At 69.3% G+C, this 14758-nt stretch carries 17 protein-coding genes; 11 read left to right on the top strand and 6 right to left on the bottom strand.

Features of this window, described 5'->3' with window-relative positions; all coding sequences use genetic code 11:
• Nucleotide 1: 1 nt before the first annotated feature.
• A complete protein-coding gene (locus V6M56_RS03210; protein ID WP_332681157.1) occupies nt 2-304 on the top strand; it encodes a 4a-hydroxytetrahydrobiopterin dehydratase in 303 nt (100 codons plus the stop codon).
• Here V6M56_RS03210 and V6M56_RS03205 read toward each other — a convergent pair.
• The 3 genes from V6M56_RS03205 to V6M56_RS03195 all read right to left on the bottom strand — a co-directional run bounded on the left by V6M56_RS03205 (nt 301) and on the right by V6M56_RS03195 (nt 2985).
• Entirely contained in the window at nt 301-1476 is a 1176-nt protein-coding gene (locus V6M56_RS03205) for a GNAT family N-acetyltransferase (protein WP_332681155.1), read from the bottom strand. The genes V6M56_RS03210 and V6M56_RS03205 overlap by 4 nt on opposite strands.
• A 3-nt stretch (nt 1477-1479) precedes the next feature.
• Nucleotides 1480-2133: a DUF6875 domain-containing protein gene (locus V6M56_RS03200; protein ID WP_332681154.1), complete on the bottom strand. Its 654-nt coding sequence runs from the start codon at nt 2131-2133 to the stop codon at nt 1480-1482.
• Nucleotides 2134-2223: 90 nt separating this feature from the next.
• Nucleotides 2224-2985, bottom strand: a complete 762-nt coding sequence (locus tag V6M56_RS03195; RefSeq protein WP_442881063.1) for an RluA family pseudouridine synthase — start codon at nt 2983-2985, stop codon at nt 2224-2226.
• 133 nt (nt 2986-3118) lie between these two features.
• On the opposite strand from V6M56_RS03195, the gene ftsY reads away from it, so the two are divergent.
• Together ftsY and V6M56_RS03185 are read left to right on the top strand one after the other, a co-directional pair.
• Nucleotides 3119-4312: a signal recognition particle-docking protein FtsY gene (gene ftsY / locus V6M56_RS03190; RefSeq protein ID WP_332681153.1), complete on the top strand. Its 1194-nt coding sequence runs from the start codon at nt 3119-3121 to the stop codon at nt 4310-4312.
• Nucleotides 4309-4938 carry a septation protein A gene (locus V6M56_RS03185; protein WP_332681150.1) on the top strand — a complete coding sequence of 210 codons (630 nt, stop codon included), beginning with the start codon at nt 4309-4311 and terminating at the stop codon, nt 4936-4938. Before ftsY ends, V6M56_RS03185 begins: the two co-directional genes overlap by 4 nt.
• A gap of 126 nt (nt 4939-5064) precedes the next feature.
• Here V6M56_RS03185 and V6M56_RS03180 read toward each other — a convergent pair whose 3' ends face one another.
• Nucleotides 5065-5850 carry an SDR family NAD(P)-dependent oxidoreductase gene (locus tag V6M56_RS03180; protein ID WP_332681148.1) on the bottom strand — a complete coding sequence of 262 codons (786 nt, stop codon included), beginning with the start codon at nt 5848-5850 and terminating at the stop codon, nt 5065-5067.
• Nucleotides 5851-6009: 159 nt separating this feature from the next.
• Here V6M56_RS03180 and V6M56_RS03175 point away from each other — a divergent pair, with 159 nt between their 5' ends.
• A complete protein-coding gene (locus V6M56_RS03175) occupies nt 6010-6390 on the top strand; it encodes a YkvA family protein (RefSeq protein ID WP_332681146.1) in 381 nt (126 codons plus the stop codon).
• Nucleotides 6391-6396: 6 nt separating this feature from the next.
• Here the strand turns inward: V6M56_RS03175 and V6M56_RS03170 are convergent, their stop codons facing one another.
• Nucleotides 6397-7368, bottom strand: a complete 972-nt coding sequence (locus tag V6M56_RS03170; protein WP_332681145.1) for an NADPH:quinone oxidoreductase family protein — start codon at nt 7366-7368, stop codon at nt 6397-6399.
• Between the two features lie 220 nt (nt 7369-7588).
• Here V6M56_RS03170 and V6M56_RS03165 point away from each other — a divergent pair, with 220 nt between their 5' ends.
• The 4 genes from V6M56_RS03165 (at nt 7589) to V6M56_RS03150 (ending at nt 10527) form a co-directional block, all read left to right on the top strand.
• Nucleotides 7589-8155, top strand: a complete 567-nt coding sequence (locus V6M56_RS03165; RefSeq protein WP_332681143.1) for a hypothetical protein — start codon at nt 7589-7591, stop codon at nt 8153-8155.
• Nucleotides 8156-8278: 123 nt separating this feature from the next.
• On the top strand, nt 8279-9505 hold the full coding sequence (rlmN, locus tag V6M56_RS03160; RefSeq protein WP_332681142.1) for a dual-specificity RNA methyltransferase RlmN: 1227 nt from the start codon (nt 8279-8281) through the stop codon (nt 9503-9505).
• 2 nt (nt 9506-9507) lie between these two features.
• The gene (locus V6M56_RS03155) at nt 9508-9990 is read left to right on the top strand and encodes a hypothetical protein (protein WP_332681140.1); all 483 of its coding nucleotides are present in this window, start codon (nt 9508-9510) and stop codon (nt 9988-9990) included.
• Between the two features lie 180 nt (nt 9991-10170).
• The gene (locus V6M56_RS03150) at nt 10171-10527 is read left to right on the top strand and encodes an RcnB family protein (protein ID WP_332681137.1); all 357 of its coding nucleotides are present in this window, start codon (nt 10171-10173) and stop codon (nt 10525-10527) included.
• Nucleotides 10528-10600: 73 nt separating this feature from the next.
• On the opposite strand, the gene ggt is transcribed toward V6M56_RS03150, so the two are convergent.
• Nucleotides 10601-12361, bottom strand: a complete 1761-nt coding sequence (gene ggt / locus V6M56_RS03145) for a gamma-glutamyltransferase (protein ID WP_332681136.1) — start codon at nt 12359-12361, stop codon at nt 10601-10603.
• Nucleotides 12362-12503: 142 nt separating this feature from the next.
• Here ggt and V6M56_RS03140 point away from each other — a divergent pair, with 142 nt between their 5' ends.
• The 3 genes from V6M56_RS03140 (at nt 12504) to V6M56_RS03130 (ending at nt 14634) form a co-directional block, all read left to right on the top strand.
• Nucleotides 12504-13115, top strand: coding sequence for a LemA family protein (locus tag V6M56_RS03140; RefSeq protein WP_332681135.1), 612 nt, complete (start codon nt 12504-12506; stop codon nt 13113-13115).
• 113 nt (nt 13116-13228) lie between these two features.
• Nucleotides 13229-14023 (top strand): TPM domain-containing protein, encoded by a 795-nt coding sequence (locus V6M56_RS03135; RefSeq protein WP_332681133.1) that lies wholly within the window; start codon nt 13229-13231, stop codon nt 14021-14023.
• 2 nt (nt 14024-14025) lie between these two features.
• Entirely contained in the window at nt 14026-14634 is a 609-nt protein-coding gene (locus V6M56_RS03130; RefSeq protein WP_332681131.1) for a TPM domain-containing protein, read from the top strand.
• Nucleotides 14635-14758 lie beyond the last annotated feature (124 nt).

The following is a 14758-nucleotide window of genomic DNA, read 5'->3' as shown; positions in this document are numbered from 1 at the left end:
CATGGCAAACGACCGGCCGAAACGGCTGAGCGCCGAGGCGAGGCAGGAAGCGCTGGGGATCCTGGCAGGGTGGAAACTGGTCGAGGGCCGCGAGGCCATCGCCAAGCGCTTCGTCTTCCGCGATTTCAGCGAGGCCTTCGGCTGGATGAGCCGGGTGGCTCTGCTGGCCGAGAAGATGGACCACCATCCCGAATGGTCGAATGTCTACAAGACCGTCGACGTCACCCTCGCGACGCATGATGCCGGTGGGCTGACCGAGCTCGACATCAAGCTGGCGCGCGCCATGGACGCGATGGCGAGCTAGAACGCACCGAAGAGGCGGCTGACCCAGGCCGCCGGCAGGCGCTTCGCGACGGCCTTGAGCGCCGGCCGCAATCGCGGCAGCGCGAAAGCGCAGGCAAGGCGGCCGCGCCAGCTCAGCGGCATGGCGAGATCGAGGACGGCGACGACCCCGTCGGCATGTTCGAGCTTGTAGGGATCGGCCGGCGCGAGCAGGTCGAACACCGCGCTGCCGCGTGCTTTCGCGCCGGCGAAGGTCCGGTGGATCAGGATGCGGCCGATGCCTTCGCGCTCGAAGGCGGGATCGCTGGCGATGACATGGCCGAAGCTGCGGCCCTTGCAGTCGAAGGAGAGGTCGATGCCGATCGGCCGGCCGGCGCAGGTGACGACGGAAAGCCGCAGGCCGGCCTCGTCCGCCTCGTCGCCGGCGAGCGCCGCGAAGAAGGCCTGGAAGCGAGGATCGGCGACGGTCGGCGCGGCGATGCCGTGCTGGGCCAGGGCGGCGCGCTTCATCGCCACGGCGCTTGCCGCCAGTTCGCGTGCCTCGGCGCCGGGGGTGAGTGCGCGGTAGTCGAGCTCGCCGCGCTCGGCCAGGCGGCGCAGGCGGCGGCGATAATTCGAGCGCTCGCGGGCGGGATAGGCCGCGCTCGGCCCGCCGGCCGCGACGCGCAGAGCGAGGTCCGCGAAGGGCGCTTCCTGACGCTGCACCAGCAGGGCCGCGTCCGGTCGGGAAAAAGCTGCGTCGGCGCGCAGATTGCGGATGTCGAGGAGATCGGCGCCGAGCCGGCCGAGCGCCTCCCGGCCGGCATCGAGCCAGGCCTGGCGGGGTGCGCCAGGCGCGATCAGGACATCGCCGAACTGGGCGACCGGCGCGCCCATGAATTGCAGGATGTCGAGGCCGAAGCGGCGCTTGCGGACCAGCGGCCAGAGCATCGCCAGCCGGCCGCCGCTGCGCCCGGCGAGGATGCAGATGCGGCTTCCGGCGTCGAGATAATGGTCGCACCAGTGACGCAGGAAGGCGTGGCGCTGGAAAAGCTGATGAGGCATGCCGGCGCGGGCGAAAAGCTCGTCCCATTCCGGCTTGATGGCCTCGAAGGCGGTGCGATCGCTGAGGATCTCGAGCGCCAGCGGCGCCATCGCGGCGTCGGTCGCCGGCTGCCGGCTCCCGGCCTCCGCCATCGCGGTCCGCGCCAGCACGGCTCAGGCCTGGCCGCGCAGGTGCTGGATCAGGCGCCTGGCGCCGGCCAGCCTGAAATGGGCGAGATAGGGCAGGAGCAGCAGCGGATGGCGCGCCGCGAAGGGCGCGTCATGCTCGACCATGTGGCGGATGGCGAGCACCGGCAACGGCGAACGCAATGGCCTGAAATCGGGGTTCCACAGGCCCGGTGCGTCCGAGCCGGCATGCATCAGGCCGATCATCCGGTTGCGGCTGAGCGAATGGAATTTGTGGCGCTTCTGCACCCGCTGCAGCATGGCGAGACCGGCCTCGTCGGCGCAATGCGGGAAGCCGACGATGATCGTCCGGAAATGCGCCATGCTCGGCTTGCAGGGGATTTCGTCGAGGGCGCCGAAGCTGCCGCGGATCAGCGTGAAGGCCCGCTCCTCCTCGCCGGGCCCGGCCTCGCAGATGGCGAGCCGCGCCGTGTCGATGCGGGCCGCCTGCCGGGTGAAGGGGCAGACGGCGCCGGTGCGGCCGAGCTGCGGATGCTCGCGCATCAGATAGCTCTCGACCCAGTCGTGCAGGCTGGCCAGCGCCGCATTCGCCTCGGGCCGGGCCGCGATCTCGGCGCGCGCCTGCGCAAAGCTCAAAAGCGCGCTGCGCGCTTTTGCAGTCCTCGCCACCTGCTCCAGCATGATCCCGCGCTCCGCGCCCTCTACAACCAGCGATAGCAGGCGCGGCTTAGGGAATGGTTGACCGGACCGCCGGGCAAGGCCGGATCGACGTTAGGGTTTAGGAAAGGTTTCGCCGGAGACCCAGCCGCAGGCGGCGAGCGCCGCGTGGAGATGCGGCGGCGGCGGCGCCTCGACCCGAATCGGGTCGCGCTTCGGATAGAGCGGCAGGGTCAGGTCATGGGCGTGCAGATGCAGGCCGGGGCCGCCGCTGCGCGGCGCCGTGCCGTAGATCTCGTCGCCCAGGATCGGCCAGCCGCTTGCCGCGCAATGCACCCGCAACTGGTGGGTGCGTCCGGTCAGCGGCTCCAGAGCCAGCCAGGCGAGCGGCGTCGCATCGAGGCTGCCGCGGCCGAGCACGCGGTAGCGGGTCTGCGAGGGCAGGCCGGCCGGATCGACCTTCATCCACCAGCCGCGATCCGGCGAGAGCTTCGCCAGAGCGAGATCGATCAGGCCCTCGTCCTCTCCCGGCCCGCCTTCGACGACGGCCCAGTAGGTCTTGCCGATGCGGCCATCGCGGAACAATTGGTTGAGCTGCGCCATGGCGCGCGGATGGCGACCCAGCACGAGGCAGCCGGAAGTGTCCTTGTCGAGCCGGTGCGCCGCTTCCGGCCGGCGCGGCAGGCCGAAGCGCAGCGCATCGAGATGGTCGGTCAGCACCGGGATGACGCGGCCCTTGGCCTGCGGCCCGCGATGCACCGGCAGACCGGCCGGCTTGTCGATGACGAGCATCATCGCGTCGCGGTAGAGCAGCGGGAAGGGCGGCTCGTCTTGCGAAATGGCTGGCGAAATGACTGGTTGATCCGGCTGGCTCATGGCATTGCGCTAAACAAGGCCGCAGGGCCATGCAACCGGAAGCGTCGCCGCCTGATATTGATCTGGCGCGAATTCTTGTCGTTCGGCCGGTTCCAGCCGAACCACGAGCGCGTGAGCGGCGCAAGGACGAGTGATGAGCGAGACCGAACCGAAAAAGCGCGGCTTCTTCTCGAAGCTGTTCGGGCTGGACGAGCCGGCCAAGCCACAGCCTCCCGCCGAGCAAATCCCGGAGGCCGTGCCGCCGCCGGCCGAAGCGGAACCGCAGGCCCCGGCCGAGCCGGTCGCCGAGCTATCGGCCGAGATACCGGCAGAGCCCGAGCCGGAGGCGCCGCTGGCTCCGGAGATCCTGCTCGGCGAGGACGCGCCCTTGCCGATCGCCGCCGCCGAGCCGGCCCAGCCGAAGCGGAGCTGGTGGCGGCGCCTGACCGAAGGGCTGTCGCGGACCTCCTCGGCGCTGACGACCGGCATCGCCGACCTCTTCACCAAGCGCAAGCTCGACGCCGGCACGCTGGAGGACCTCGAGGACATCCTGATCCAGGCCGATCTCGGCCTCGCCACCGCCGCGCGCGTCGCCAAGGCGGTCGGCGAGGGCCGCTACGACAAGCAGGTCGAGCCGGAGGAAGTGAAGGCGATCCTGGCGCGCGAGGTCGAGGCGATCCTCACCCCCGTCGCCAGGCCGCTGGTGATCGACGCCACGAAAAAGCCGTTCGTCATCCTGATGGTCGGGGTCAATGGTTCGGGCAAGACGACGACGATCGGCAAGCTCGCGGCGAAACTCCGGGCCGAGGGCAAGTCGGTGATGCTGGCGGCGGGCGACACCTTCCGCGCCGCCGCGATCGAGCAGCTCAAGGTCTGGGGCGAGCGCACCGGGACCGAGGTGGTCGCCGGCCAGCAGGGCGCCGATGCGTCCGGCCTCGCTTTCGAGGCGCTGCAGAAGGCGAAGGCGGCCGGAACCGACGTGCTGCTGATCGACACGGCCGGCCGGCTGCAGAACAAGACGGGGCTGATGGACGAGCTCGCCAAGGTGGTGCGGGTGATCCGCAAGCTGGATGCGCAGGCGCCGCATGCGGCGCTGCTCGTGCTCGACGCGACCGTCGGCCAGAACGCGATCAGCCAGGTCGAGGCCTTTCGCGAGACGGCGGGCGTCACCGGGCTGGTGATGACCAAGCTCGACGGCACGGCCCGCGGCGGCATCCTCGTGGCGCTGGCGGCGCAGTTCGGGTTGCCAGTGCATTTCATCGGCGTCGGCGAGAGCGTCGACGATCTGGAGCCGTTCCAGGCCCGCGACTTCGCGCGGGCCGTGGCGGGATTGGGAGAGATGGCATGAGCGAAACGGCGGCGAGCGCGACGGAAGCGGCGAAACCAAAGCCGGTCAATCCGCTGCTCAAGCTCGCGCTCGAATTCGGGCCACTCGCAGTGTTCTTCTTCGCCAATTCCTATGGCGACCGGCTGTTCGGCGTCGCCTCGGACCGGCGCATCTTCGTCGCCACCGGCATCTTCATCGCCGCTTCGCTGCTGTCGCTGGCGCTGTCCAAGCTCCTGATGAACCATCTGCCGCGGATGGCGATCGTCAACGCCGTCGTCGTCACGGTGTTCGGCGGCCTGACCATCGCGCTCGACGACGCCTTCTTCATCAAGGTCAAGCCGACCATCGTCAACGCGCTGTTCGGCTCCGTGCTGCTCGGCGGGCTCTGGTTCGGCCGCTCGCTGCTGTCGCTGGTGCTCGATTCCGTGCTTCAGCTCGACGAGGAGGGCTGGCGCAGGCTGACGCTGCGCTGGGGGCTGTTCTTCTTCGTGCTGGCGACGCTGAACGAGATCGTCTGGCGGACGCAGAGCCAGGATTTCTGGGTCGCCTTCAAGGTCTGGGGCGTGATGCCGATGACCATGGTGTTCGCGCTGGCGCAGACGCCGCTGATCCTGAAGCACGAGATCAAGCGCGAGGGGGCGGAATAACGACCCGTCATTCTCGGGCGGCGCCCTCGGGTCCGGCCTTTGGCCGGCCCAAGGATAAACTCCGCGCCGACCCGAGAAGCTCTTTCAGGAGATGCTCGGGGCAGGCCCGAGCATGACGCCCTCGCCTTATTTCGGCGCCAGCCGGATCGCGCCGTCGAGGCGGATCGAGGTGCCGTTCAGCATGTCGTTCTCGACGATGCTCTTCACCAGCGCCGCGTATTCGGCCGGCTTGCCGAGGCGCGAGGGATGCGGCACCGAGACGGCGAGCGCGGCGCGCGCCTCGTCGGGCAGGCCGGCGAACATCGGCGTCTCGAACAGGCCGGGCAGGATGGTGACGATGCGGATGCCGACCCCCGCCAGGTCGCGGGCGATCGGCAGCGTCATGCCGACGACGCCGGCCTTGGAGGCGGCGTAGGCCGCCTGGCCGATCTGGCCGTCCTCGGCGGCGACCGAGGCGGTGCAGACGAAGACGCCGCGGCCGCCATCCTCGGTGATGGGCTCGAGCGCCGCCAGCGCCACGGCCGATTTGGCGACCAGGCGGAAGGTGCCGGTCAGGTTGATCGCCACCGCCTTCTCGAAGGTGGCGAGGTCATGGGCGACCAGTTCGCCGGTTTCGCGCTTCTTCGAGACGACGCGGCGGCCCGGCGCGACGCCGGCGCAGTTGACGACGATGCGGGCGACGCCATGGGCCGCGCGGGACTTCTCCAGCGCGGCGTCGACGGAGGCCTCGTCGGTGACGTCGCAGGCGACGAAGAGCCCGCCGATCTCTTTGGCGATCGCCTCGCCGCGCTCGGCATTGAGGTCGAACAGCGCGACCTTGACGCCATGGGAGGCGAGCATGCGCGCGGTGCCCTCGCCGAGGCCGGAAGCGCCGCCGGTGACGATGGCGGCAAGGGACGAATCGAGCTGCATGGCGCGTTCCTCAAGCTTTTGACATTGCGCAAGGCCTTTAGAGGGGCGAGGCTCCGGCTCCAAGTGCGATTCTCGCCGGCTCCCTTGTGCAGCGTTGCGCGCGGGACCACATCTTCGCGTCGAAAGCGCGCCGTCTCCGGCGCGCCATGGAGGAGAAAGATGAGCGACGGGTTCAGCTTCAGCCGCCGTTTCACCCGCGAGGAGATGTCGGCGATCCGCCGGAGCCTGCGGAACGAGGAGCGCTTCGGCTCGGAGTTCATGGGCCTGCTCCGGCGCGTGGCCAAGCGCATCCCCTTCGCCGAGGATGGGCTTGCCGCCTGGCTCTGCGCCCGCGACCCGGCGACGCCGCGGCGCGTCAGGCTGACCCTGCTCGGCGCGCTCGGCTATTTCGTGCTGCCGGTCGATGCGCTGCCCGACTTCATGCCCTTCCTCGGCTTCACCGACGATGCGGCGGTGATCGCGGCGGCGGTGGCGGCGGTGGCTGGCTCGATCACGGCCGAGCACCGGGCCAGGGCGAAGAAGCTCCTGGAGGAGCTCTGAGCGCCGTCAGGGCGTCAGCACGACCTTGCCCCGGGCCTTGCGCTCGGCGATCAGCGCGAAGGCCTCGGCGGCGCGTTCCAGCGGGAAGGCGGCGTGGACATGGGCGCGGATCTTCCCGGCCGCGGCCCAGGCGAGCAGCCGCTCCATATTGGTGCGGTGGGCTGCCGGCTCGCGCCGGACGAAATCGCCCCAGAACACGCCGCGCAGGTCGCAGCCCTTGAGCAGCAGCAGGTTGAGCGGCAGTTTCGGGATGCCGCCGCCGGCGAAGCCGACGACGAGATAGCGCCCGCCCCAGCCCATCGAGCGCAGTGCCGGCTCCGCAAGGTCGCCACCGACCGTGTCGTAGAGCACGTCGACCCCTTCCGGAGCGAGGCGGCGCAGGCCGGCCCGCAGTTCGTCGGCCGCATAGTCGAGCCCCTCCTGCGCGCCGTGCTCGCGGGCCAGCGCCAGCTTTTCCGGCGCGGAGGCGCAGGCGATGACGCGGGCGCCGAGCAGCGCGCCGATCTCGACCGCCGCGAGCCCGGCCCCGCCGGCGGCGCCGAGCACGGCGAGCGTCTCGCCGGCGCTGACCTCGCCGCGCTGGATCAGCCCGTGCATGGCGGTGCCATAGGTGACGAACAGGCCGGCCGCCTGGCGGTCGTCGAGCGCATCGGGCACCCGCACCGCCGCTTGCGCCGACACGACGACCTGCTCGCGCGCTGCGCCATGGCCGAGCCAGGCCGCGACCCGCTCGCCGAGGCGCCAGCCGGTGACACCCTCGCCCAGCGCGCTGACGGTGCCGGCGCATTCGGCCGAGGGCGAGAAGGGCAGCGTCGGCTTGACCTGATAGCGGCCCTGGATGACCAGCGTGTCGAAGAAGTTGAGTGCCGCGGCGGTGACCCGGATCGCGATCTCGCCCGGGCCTGGCTTCGGCTCGGGCAGGTCGCGGACGACCAGGGTCTCGGCCGGGCCATGGGCCTCGCAAAGCAATGCCTTCATCGGCAGTCGGTCCCTTTACCGGTTTCTCCAGAGCCTTGCGGCGCGGGCCGGCGCAAGCTCGCACGCCGTGGCCGCGAGTGGAACCGGCCGGAAACCGCAGCGGATTATTCGCATTTTCGCCAGGATCGTGACATTCTATGCGCCGCGGCGCGCAATCCCGATCGCCGATCTCGCGTAGTCTCCATTCGGCGTTAAGATTTCTGATGATTAGTGGCGATCCATGATTCGCAAGTCGGCTTCCTCCTTCGCCCGCCGCCCATTGTCGGCGGCCATCCTCTTCAGCCTGTCGGCGCTGGGGCTGCTTCTGCCCGGCTCCGCCCAGGCACAGCGCGCTTCCAGCGGCCAGGGCCAGGCGCTCCTGCTCGAGACCGCCGGCAAATGGCAGGCCTTCTCCTCGCAGCAGGGCCGCTCGAAGATCTGCTACGCGCTCTCCAAGGCCGAGAGCCGTTCGCCCGCCAACCTCAAGGATGTCGAGGGGCTGCTGTTCATTTCGAGCCGGCCGACCGAGGGCGTGCGCAACGAGATCAGCCTGGTGATGAATTTCGACCTCAAGGAAGATGTCGAGCATCAGGCGATCATCGGCAACGACCGCTTCGTCCTCGTCGCCAAGGGCCAGAACATCTGGCTGAAGAACCCGGCCGAGGAAGGCCGCATGCTCGACGCGCTGCGCAAGGGCTCGGGGCTCGAGATCAAGGGCACCTCGAAGCGCGGCAACCCGACCAGCGACAAATATTCGCTGGCCGGCATCTCGCAGATCGTCAAGCGGGCCGAGGACGCCTGCAAGTAGGCCTTGCAAGTAAAGCAGGCCTTGCAAGGAGGCCTTGCGCTGCTGCCGGTTTCGCGGATGGCCGCTCTCGTGCTATGAGGCGGCCAATTCCGGGCGCGATCGCCCGTTTTGAGCCGAGATCCGATGACCGTTTCCGTTCCTGAAGCTGCCGCTCCGGCGGCCGATTCCGTTTTGCGACGCCCGTCGCTGGCCGGGCGCACGCGCGCCGGCATGGCCGAAGCGCTGGCCGAGATCGGCGTTCCGGAGAAGGAGCGGCGCATGCGCGTCGGCCAGCTCTGGAACTGGATCTACCATTACGGCGTCCGCGATTTCGCCGCGATGACGACGATCGGCAAGGGGTTGCGGGCGGCGCTCGCCGAGCGCTTCACGCTCGACCTGCCGGAGGTGACGGCCGAGCAGGTCTCGACCGACGGCACCCGCAAATGGCTGCTGCGGATGGCGCCGACCGGCCCGCATGACCGCGGCGCCGAGATCGAATGCGTCTACATCCCCGAGGTCGACCGCGGCACGCTCTGCGTCTCGAGCCAGGTCGGCTGCACGCTGACCTGCACCTTCTGCCACACCGGGACGCAGCGCCTGGTCCGCAACCTGACGACCGAGGAGATCGTCGCGCAATTGATGGTGGCGCGCGAGCGGCTCGGCGACTTCCCCAACCGCAGCGCGCCGGATGGCGCCTTCGTGCCCAATGATGGCGGGCGCTTCGTCTCCAACATCGTCTTCATGGGCATGGGCGAGCCGCTCTATAATTTCGACGGCGTGCGCGACGCCATCGACGTGATCTCCGACAATGAGGGGCTCTCGCTCGGCCGCCGGCGGATCACCGTCTCGACCTCGGGCGTGGTGCCGCAGATCGAGGCGCTCGGGGCGCAGATGGGCACGATGCTGGCGATCTCGCTGCACGCGGTCCGCGACGAGTTGCGCAACGAGCTCGTGCCGCTGAACAAGAAGTACCCGATCAGGGATCTGCTCGAGGCCTGCCGGAACTATCCCGGCCTCACCAACGCCAAGCGGATCACGTTTGAGTACGTCATGCTGAAGGGCGTCAACGACAGCGATGCCGAGGCGCGCGAGCTGGTGCGCCTGCTCAAGGGCATCCCGGCCAAGATCAACCTGATCCCGTTCAATCCCTGGCCCGGCACGCGCTACGAGTGCTCGGACTGGGAGCGGATCGAGCGCTTCTCCGAGATCGTCTTCCGCGCCGGCTACGCTTCGCCGGTGCGCACCCCGCGCGGCCGCGACATCCTCGCCGCCTGCGGCCAGCTCAAGAGCGAGACCGAGAAGCTCTCGGCCCGGGCCCGGCTGATGCTGGAGCAAAGCGAGGCCGAGCAGCCGGCGGCGCTCGCGAGCTGACCATGCTGCGCTGGCTGCTGCTGATCCCCTTCGCGCTGCTTTTCGCGATCGGCGCCGGGCTGTTCGCCCTGCTGTTCGCCGGCGTCGCCTCGCCCGATCTCGGCCTGCTGATCGGCGGCGGCTTCGAGCGACTGATTGCGGTGCTGTTCGACCAAGCCGAGCGCGGCTTCGATCCCGCGCCCGCGGCGGAGGCGGCGTTCTCGCTGCTCGGCCGGCTCGGCTTTGCGATCCTGGTGGCGCCGGTCGTGCTCGTCGCGATCGGCTCGGAACTCTTCCGGCTGCGCAGCGGCCTGATCCAGAGCGGCCTGACCGGGCTTCTTGCCGCCCTGCTGCCGCTCGCCATGCTCGGCCTTGCACGCTCGCCGACCGGTGCCGAGCTGCAGGTCATTTCCGCCTTGTTCCTGGTGGGGGCGGCGACCGGGTTCGTCTACTGGCTGATCGCCGGGCGCGGGGCCGGCGGCGAGCGGGCAGCGGAGCAGGCCTGACAGGGAAGGGCGCGCGCGTTCCGCGCCGGCCGGGGCAGGCCCGCAATCCGTTGAAGAACAGTCTGCCTGACCTCTCCGGAGGTCAGACTTTCCGTTTCATTACAGAACATTAATACAGTCATTCAGGTTCGGTTCATGCCTGAAATCTAAATTCTTCACATCAACTGGTGGAGAATAATCATGTTCAAGCGCGCTCTCATTATTGCTTCGTGCCTTGCCGTTATTTCTTCTTCTGCGGCTGTTGCGCAGCCGAGGCATCACGGCCCTGGCCATCACCCCGGTAAGCACCATTATATTCAGAAGAAGAAGGTGCATGCTCCAGTTCGCGGCCATGTCCGCCATCATGAGGTCCGTCGCCATCGCTGGGCGAAGGGACACCGCATGAACGACTGGCGCCGGCACAGCCACGTGCGCGATTATCACCGCCACGGATTGCGCAGGCCCGGCCGCGGCCAAGCCTGGGTCAGGGTCGACAACAATTATCTGCTGCTCAGCATGGCGACCGGCCTGATCGCGTCGATCACCGCCGCGCGCTAGTCTAAAGCGCGCGGCGATCATATCGCCGGCAGGCGTCGCGATAGCGATGCCTGCCGCAGGGCTGTCCGGCCACTCAATCGCCGATCGCGACGCCCTCGCGCCGGCCGTCGGCGCCGCCGAGATAGCCCGCCGGCGTCTTGACGATCGCCTGGATGCCCGAGGTCATCTCGAGCAGGCGGACCTCGTGGCCTTTGGCCTCCAGCGCCGCCTTCCAGCTTTCCGCCTCGCTGCCCTTCTCGAGCTCGGTCGGGCCGTTGCGGCTGCCGAAATTGCCGAGATCGACGGCAGCTTGCGGGTCCATCTTCCAGTCGAGCAGCGCGACCAGCGTCTTGGCGACATAGCCGATGATCTGGCTGCCGCCGGGCGAGCCGGTGACGGCATAGAGCCGGCCGAAGGCGTCGAAGACGATGGTCGGCGCCATCGAGGAGCGTGGCCTCTTGCCGGGCTCGACGCGGTTGGCGACGGGCTTGCCGTCCTCCTGCGGCGCAAAGCTGAAATCGGTCAGCTCGTTGTTGAGCAGGAAGCCGCCCTTGGTCATCAGGCGGGAGCCGAACCCGTCCTCGATCGTCGTGGTCATCGAGACGGCGTTGCCGGCGGCGTCGACGACCGAGATGTGGCTGGTGCCGTTTTCGATGCCGTCCGATGGGGCGAGCAGCTGCGCCCGCTTGTTCGGCGGGTCGCCGGCGGTCGCCTTGCCCATCGATTTTTCGGGGCTGACCAGCCTGGCGCGCTCGCGCAGATAGCCCTGGTCGATCAGCCCGGCCGCCGGGACGCTGACGAAGGCCGGGTCGGCGAGGTAGAGCGCCCGATCGGCGAAGGCGAGCCGGCCGGCTTCAGCAAACCAGTGTGCCGCTTCCGGGCCGGGGCCGAGCCGGGCGAGGTCCTTGGTTTCCAGGATGCCGAGGATCTGCTGCACGGCGATGGCGCCGGAGCTCGGCGGACCCATGCCGCAGAGCGTGTAGACGCGGTAGCGGCCGCAGACGGGCGTGCGTTCCTCGACCTTGTAGCCGGCGAGGTCGTCCAGCGTGATGTCGCCGGGATTGTCCTTGTGGCCGGTGACGGTCGCGACGATGTCCTGCGCGATCTCGCCCTTGTAGAAGACCTCGGCGCCGCCCTCGGCGATGCTGCGCAGGGTCGCGGCGAAGGCCGGGTTCCTCAGCACCGTGCCGACCGCCTTCGGCTTGCCGTCCGGCTCGTAGAAATAGGCGGCGGCGCGCGCGTCCTTGCTCAGGTTCTTTTCCAGCGCGAGCAGGCCGCCCAGCCGTGGCGAGATGGCAAAGCCCTCTTCGGCGAGCTTGATCGCCGGCGCGATCACCTGCGGCCAAGGCAGTTTGCCCCAGCGCCTATGCGCCTCCTCCAGCAGCCTGACCGTGCCGGGAACGCCGACGGAGCGGCCGCCGACCACGGCGTCGACGAACTTCATCGGCTTGCCGTCGGCGCCGAGGAAACGCTCGGGCCTGGCCGCCTTCGGCGCGGTCTCGCGGCCGTCCAGGGTGGCCAGCGTCTTGCCGGCCTCGTCCCAGTGCACGAAGAAGGCGCCGCCGCCGATGCCGGAGCTCTGCGGCTCGACCAGGTTGAGCACGAGCTGGATTGCGAGCGCCGCATCGGTGGCGCTGCCGCCGGCGCGCAGGATGTCGCGCCCGGCGGCGGCGGCGAGCGGGTTGGCGGCGGCTGCCATGAAGCGCTGCGCCGTGCCGAGCGTCCGGGCGGTGCGGCCGGTCGACGCTTCCGGAGCCGGGGCGAGCACCTGCGCGACTGCGGGAGCGGCAAGGGCCAGGCAGAGGCCGGCGGCGGACAGCGAAAATCCGACTAACGAGGACGGGCTAAGACGCATCGGGCACTCCTCTTCCCTTGCTGGAGAAGACTAGCCCGCCTCGCCACCGCCGCGCCATCCTCGGCGTGGCTTTGATCTGTCCGGCGGCATCGCTATGCTTGGCTTGCCGACCTTCTCCCGCCCCAGCCCAAGGTTCCTCCCCATGGTTCTCGTCGCGCCGTCGCCGGCTCTCCGCCGTCCCTTCGCCCTGCTTCTGGTCGGCCTGCTTGGCCTCGCGCTCGCCGGCTGCGGCGTCAACAATGTGCCGACGCTGGAGGAGAAGGCCAAGGCGGCGTGGAGCGAGGTGCAGAACCAGTACCAGCGCCGCGCCGACCTGATCCCTAATTTGGTCGAGACGGTGAAGGGCTATGCCCAGCAGGAGCGCGAGGTCCTGACCCAGGTCATCGAGGCCCGCGCCAGGGCGACGCAGGTCAAGGTCGATGCCTCGACCATCACCGATCCGGCCAAGTTCAAGGAATTCCAGGACGCGCAGAACCAGCTCAGCGGCGCGCTGGGGCGCCTGATGGTCACGGTCGAGCGCTATCCGGACCTCAAGTCGAACCAGAACTTCCTGGCCCTGCAGTCGCAGCTCGAAGGCACCGAGAACCGGGTGACGGTGGCGCGGCGCGACTACATCCAGGCGGTGCAGGCCTTCAACACCGAGATCCGGACCTTCCCCGGCGTGATCTGGGCCCGGTTGTTCTGGGGCGCCAAGGCGATGGAAACCTTCTCGGCGACTGCAGGGACGGAGCAGCCGCCGGCGGTGAAGTTCTGAGGCAGCTCGGCGTGATCTCGGCCGTCGATAGCGCCGGCAAGCCGTCATTCCCGGGCGAAGCGCAGCGCCGACCCGGGAATCTCCGGCAGGAGATGGTCGGCTCAAGGCCGACCATGACGCTCATCCGTTGGCTCGCGCTTCTGGCGCTTCTGCTCGTCTTCCCGCTTCTCGCCGCGGCGGCCGAGCCGAGCTATCCGGCGCTCAGCGGGCGCATCGTCGACAATGCCAGGCTGCTCGGGTCCGATGCCACCAGCCGCATCGAGCAGAAGCTGAAGGCGCATGAGGAGAAGACCACCGACCAGGTGGTGGTCGCGACCGTGCGGTCCCTGCAGGGCCTGACCATCGAGGAGTTCGCCAACGGGCTGTTCCGGGCCTGGGCCCTCGGCGACAAGGCCAAGAACAACGGCGCGCTGCTGCTGGTGGCGCCGAACGAGCGCAAGGTCCGCATCGAGGTCGGCTACGGGCTCGAGGGCGCGCTGACCGACGCGCTCTCCAAGATCATCATCACCACCGCGGTCGCGCCGAAGTTCAAGAACGGCGATTTCACCGGCGGCATCGAGGGCGGTGTCGACGCGATCCTGTCGATCCTGACGGGGGACGCCGAGGAATGGCAGCGACGTGCTCAGGTGCGTGAGGACGAATCGTCCTTCGCCGAGACGCTCGCCGTGATTTTCGTCATGATCATGGTGTTCGTCCTGATCGTGAGCTTCATGCGCGAGCTCGGCCGCGCCAGCGGCGGGGCGCGCCGCCACCGGATGCGCAACGGACGCTGGGTGACCCTGCCGTCCGCGGGCGGCGCGGGCTGGAGCGGCGGCTCGTCCTCCGGCGGCTGGAGCTCCGGCAGCTCGGGCGGTTTTTCGGGTAGCGGCGGCTCGTCCGGTGGCGGCGGCGCTTCGGGAGATTGGTGAGAATGCTGGATTCCGAGGATCGCGACGCCATCGCCGAAGCGGTCGAGGTGGCCGAAAGCCAGACCTCGGGCGAGATCGTGGTGGTGATCGACCGCGCGGCCGGCAGCTATCTCGCCGTCCCGGTGGTGCTCGCGCTCGCAGTGGCCCTGTTCGTGCCCTGGCCGCTGCTGGCGCTGACGATGACGAGCGCGCCGCGCATCTTCCTGCTGCAGCTGACCGCGGCGGCGCTGCTGCTGGCGGTGCTGCTCTGGTATGGCCGGGGCGGGCGCTTCGTGCCCGGCTTCGTCAAGCGGCGGCACGCGCATGAAACGGCACTGCGCGAGTTCACGGCGCGGGGCCTGACCCTGACGCGGGGCCGGACCGGCGTGCTGCTCTATGTCGCCGTGCAGGAGCGCTATGCTGAGATTGTCGCCGATGCCGGAATCGACGGCAAGGTCGACGAGGCGACCTGGAAGGCGATCATCGAGCCGCTGCTGGTGGCGGCGCGCGAGGATCGGCTACGCGAGGGGTTGGAGGCGGCCGTCGCAGCGGTGGGCCACGTCCTCGCCGCACATGCGCCGCCGGCCGCCGACGATCTCGACGAGCTGCCCAACAAGGTGGTGATCCTGTAGGGCGGCCCAGGCGCACCCGTCTCTCATCTAGGCGTTGGAGCAGGATGATCGCGAAAAACCGGTTCTCACTTTTTCGCATCCTGCTCTAGATCGCCGCGCGTCCTTTCGGACGTGGAGTGGCGAT

Origin of the sequence: Allobosea sp. (assembly GCF_036675845.1) — a bacterium.
GTDB lineage: Bacteria > Pseudomonadota > Alphaproteobacteria > Rhizobiales > Beijerinckiaceae > Allobosea.
This window is presented reverse-complemented; position numbering and strand designations above follow the sequence as displayed.

Bases quoted from the DNA above. Each gene is read 5' to 3' on its own strand.
- V6M56_RS03210 (WP_332681157.1), top strand. From the start codon at position 2: ATGGCAAACGACCGGCCGAAACGGCTGAGCGCCGAGGCGAGGCAGGAA.
- V6M56_RS03200 (WP_332681154.1), bottom strand. From the start codon at position 2,133: ATGCTGGAGCAGGTGGCGAGGACTGCAAAAGCGCGCAGCGCGCTTTTG.
- V6M56_RS03195 (WP_442881063.1), bottom strand. From the start codon at position 2,985: ATGAGCCAGCCGGATCAACCAGTCATTTCGCCAGCCATTTCGCAAGAC.
- ftsY (WP_332681153.1), top strand. From the start codon at position 3,119: ATGAGCGAGACCGAACCGAAAAAGCGCGGCTTCTTCTCGAAGCTGTTC.
- V6M56_RS03185 (WP_332681150.1), top strand. From the start codon at position 4,309: ATGAGCGAAACGGCGGCGAGCGCGACGGAAGCGGCGAAACCAAAGCCG.
- V6M56_RS03180 (WP_332681148.1), bottom strand. From the start codon at position 5,850: ATGCAGCTCGATTCGTCCCTTGCCGCCATCGTCACCGGCGGCGCTTCC.
- V6M56_RS03175 (WP_332681146.1), top strand. From the start codon at position 6,010: ATGAGCGACGGGTTCAGCTTCAGCCGCCGTTTCACCCGCGAGGAGATG.
- V6M56_RS03170 (WP_332681145.1), bottom strand. From the start codon at position 7,368: ATGAAGGCATTGCTTTGCGAGGCCCATGGCCCGGCCGAGACCCTGGTC.
- V6M56_RS03165 (WP_332681143.1), top strand. From the start codon at position 7,589: ATGATTCGCAAGTCGGCTTCCTCCTTCGCCCGCCGCCCATTGTCGGCG.
- rlmN (WP_332681142.1), top strand. From the start codon at position 8,279: ATGACCGTTTCCGTTCCTGAAGCTGCCGCTCCGGCGGCCGATTCCGTT.
- V6M56_RS03155 (WP_332681140.1), top strand. From the start codon at position 9,508: ATGCTGCGCTGGCTGCTGCTGATCCCCTTCGCGCTGCTTTTCGCGATC.
- V6M56_RS03150 (WP_332681137.1), top strand. From the start codon at position 10,171: ATGTTCAAGCGCGCTCTCATTATTGCTTCGTGCCTTGCCGTTATTTCT.
- ggt (WP_332681136.1), bottom strand. From the start codon at position 12,361: ATGCGTCTTAGCCCGTCCTCGTTAGTCGGATTTTCGCTGTCCGCCGCC.
- V6M56_RS03140 (WP_332681135.1), top strand. From the start codon at position 12,504: ATGGTTCTCGTCGCGCCGTCGCCGGCTCTCCGCCGTCCCTTCGCCCTG.
- V6M56_RS03135 (WP_332681133.1), top strand. From the start codon at position 13,229: ATGACGCTCATCCGTTGGCTCGCGCTTCTGGCGCTTCTGCTCGTCTTC.
- V6M56_RS03130 (WP_332681131.1), top strand. From the start codon at position 14,026: ATGCTGGATTCCGAGGATCGCGACGCCATCGCCGAAGCGGTCGAGGTG.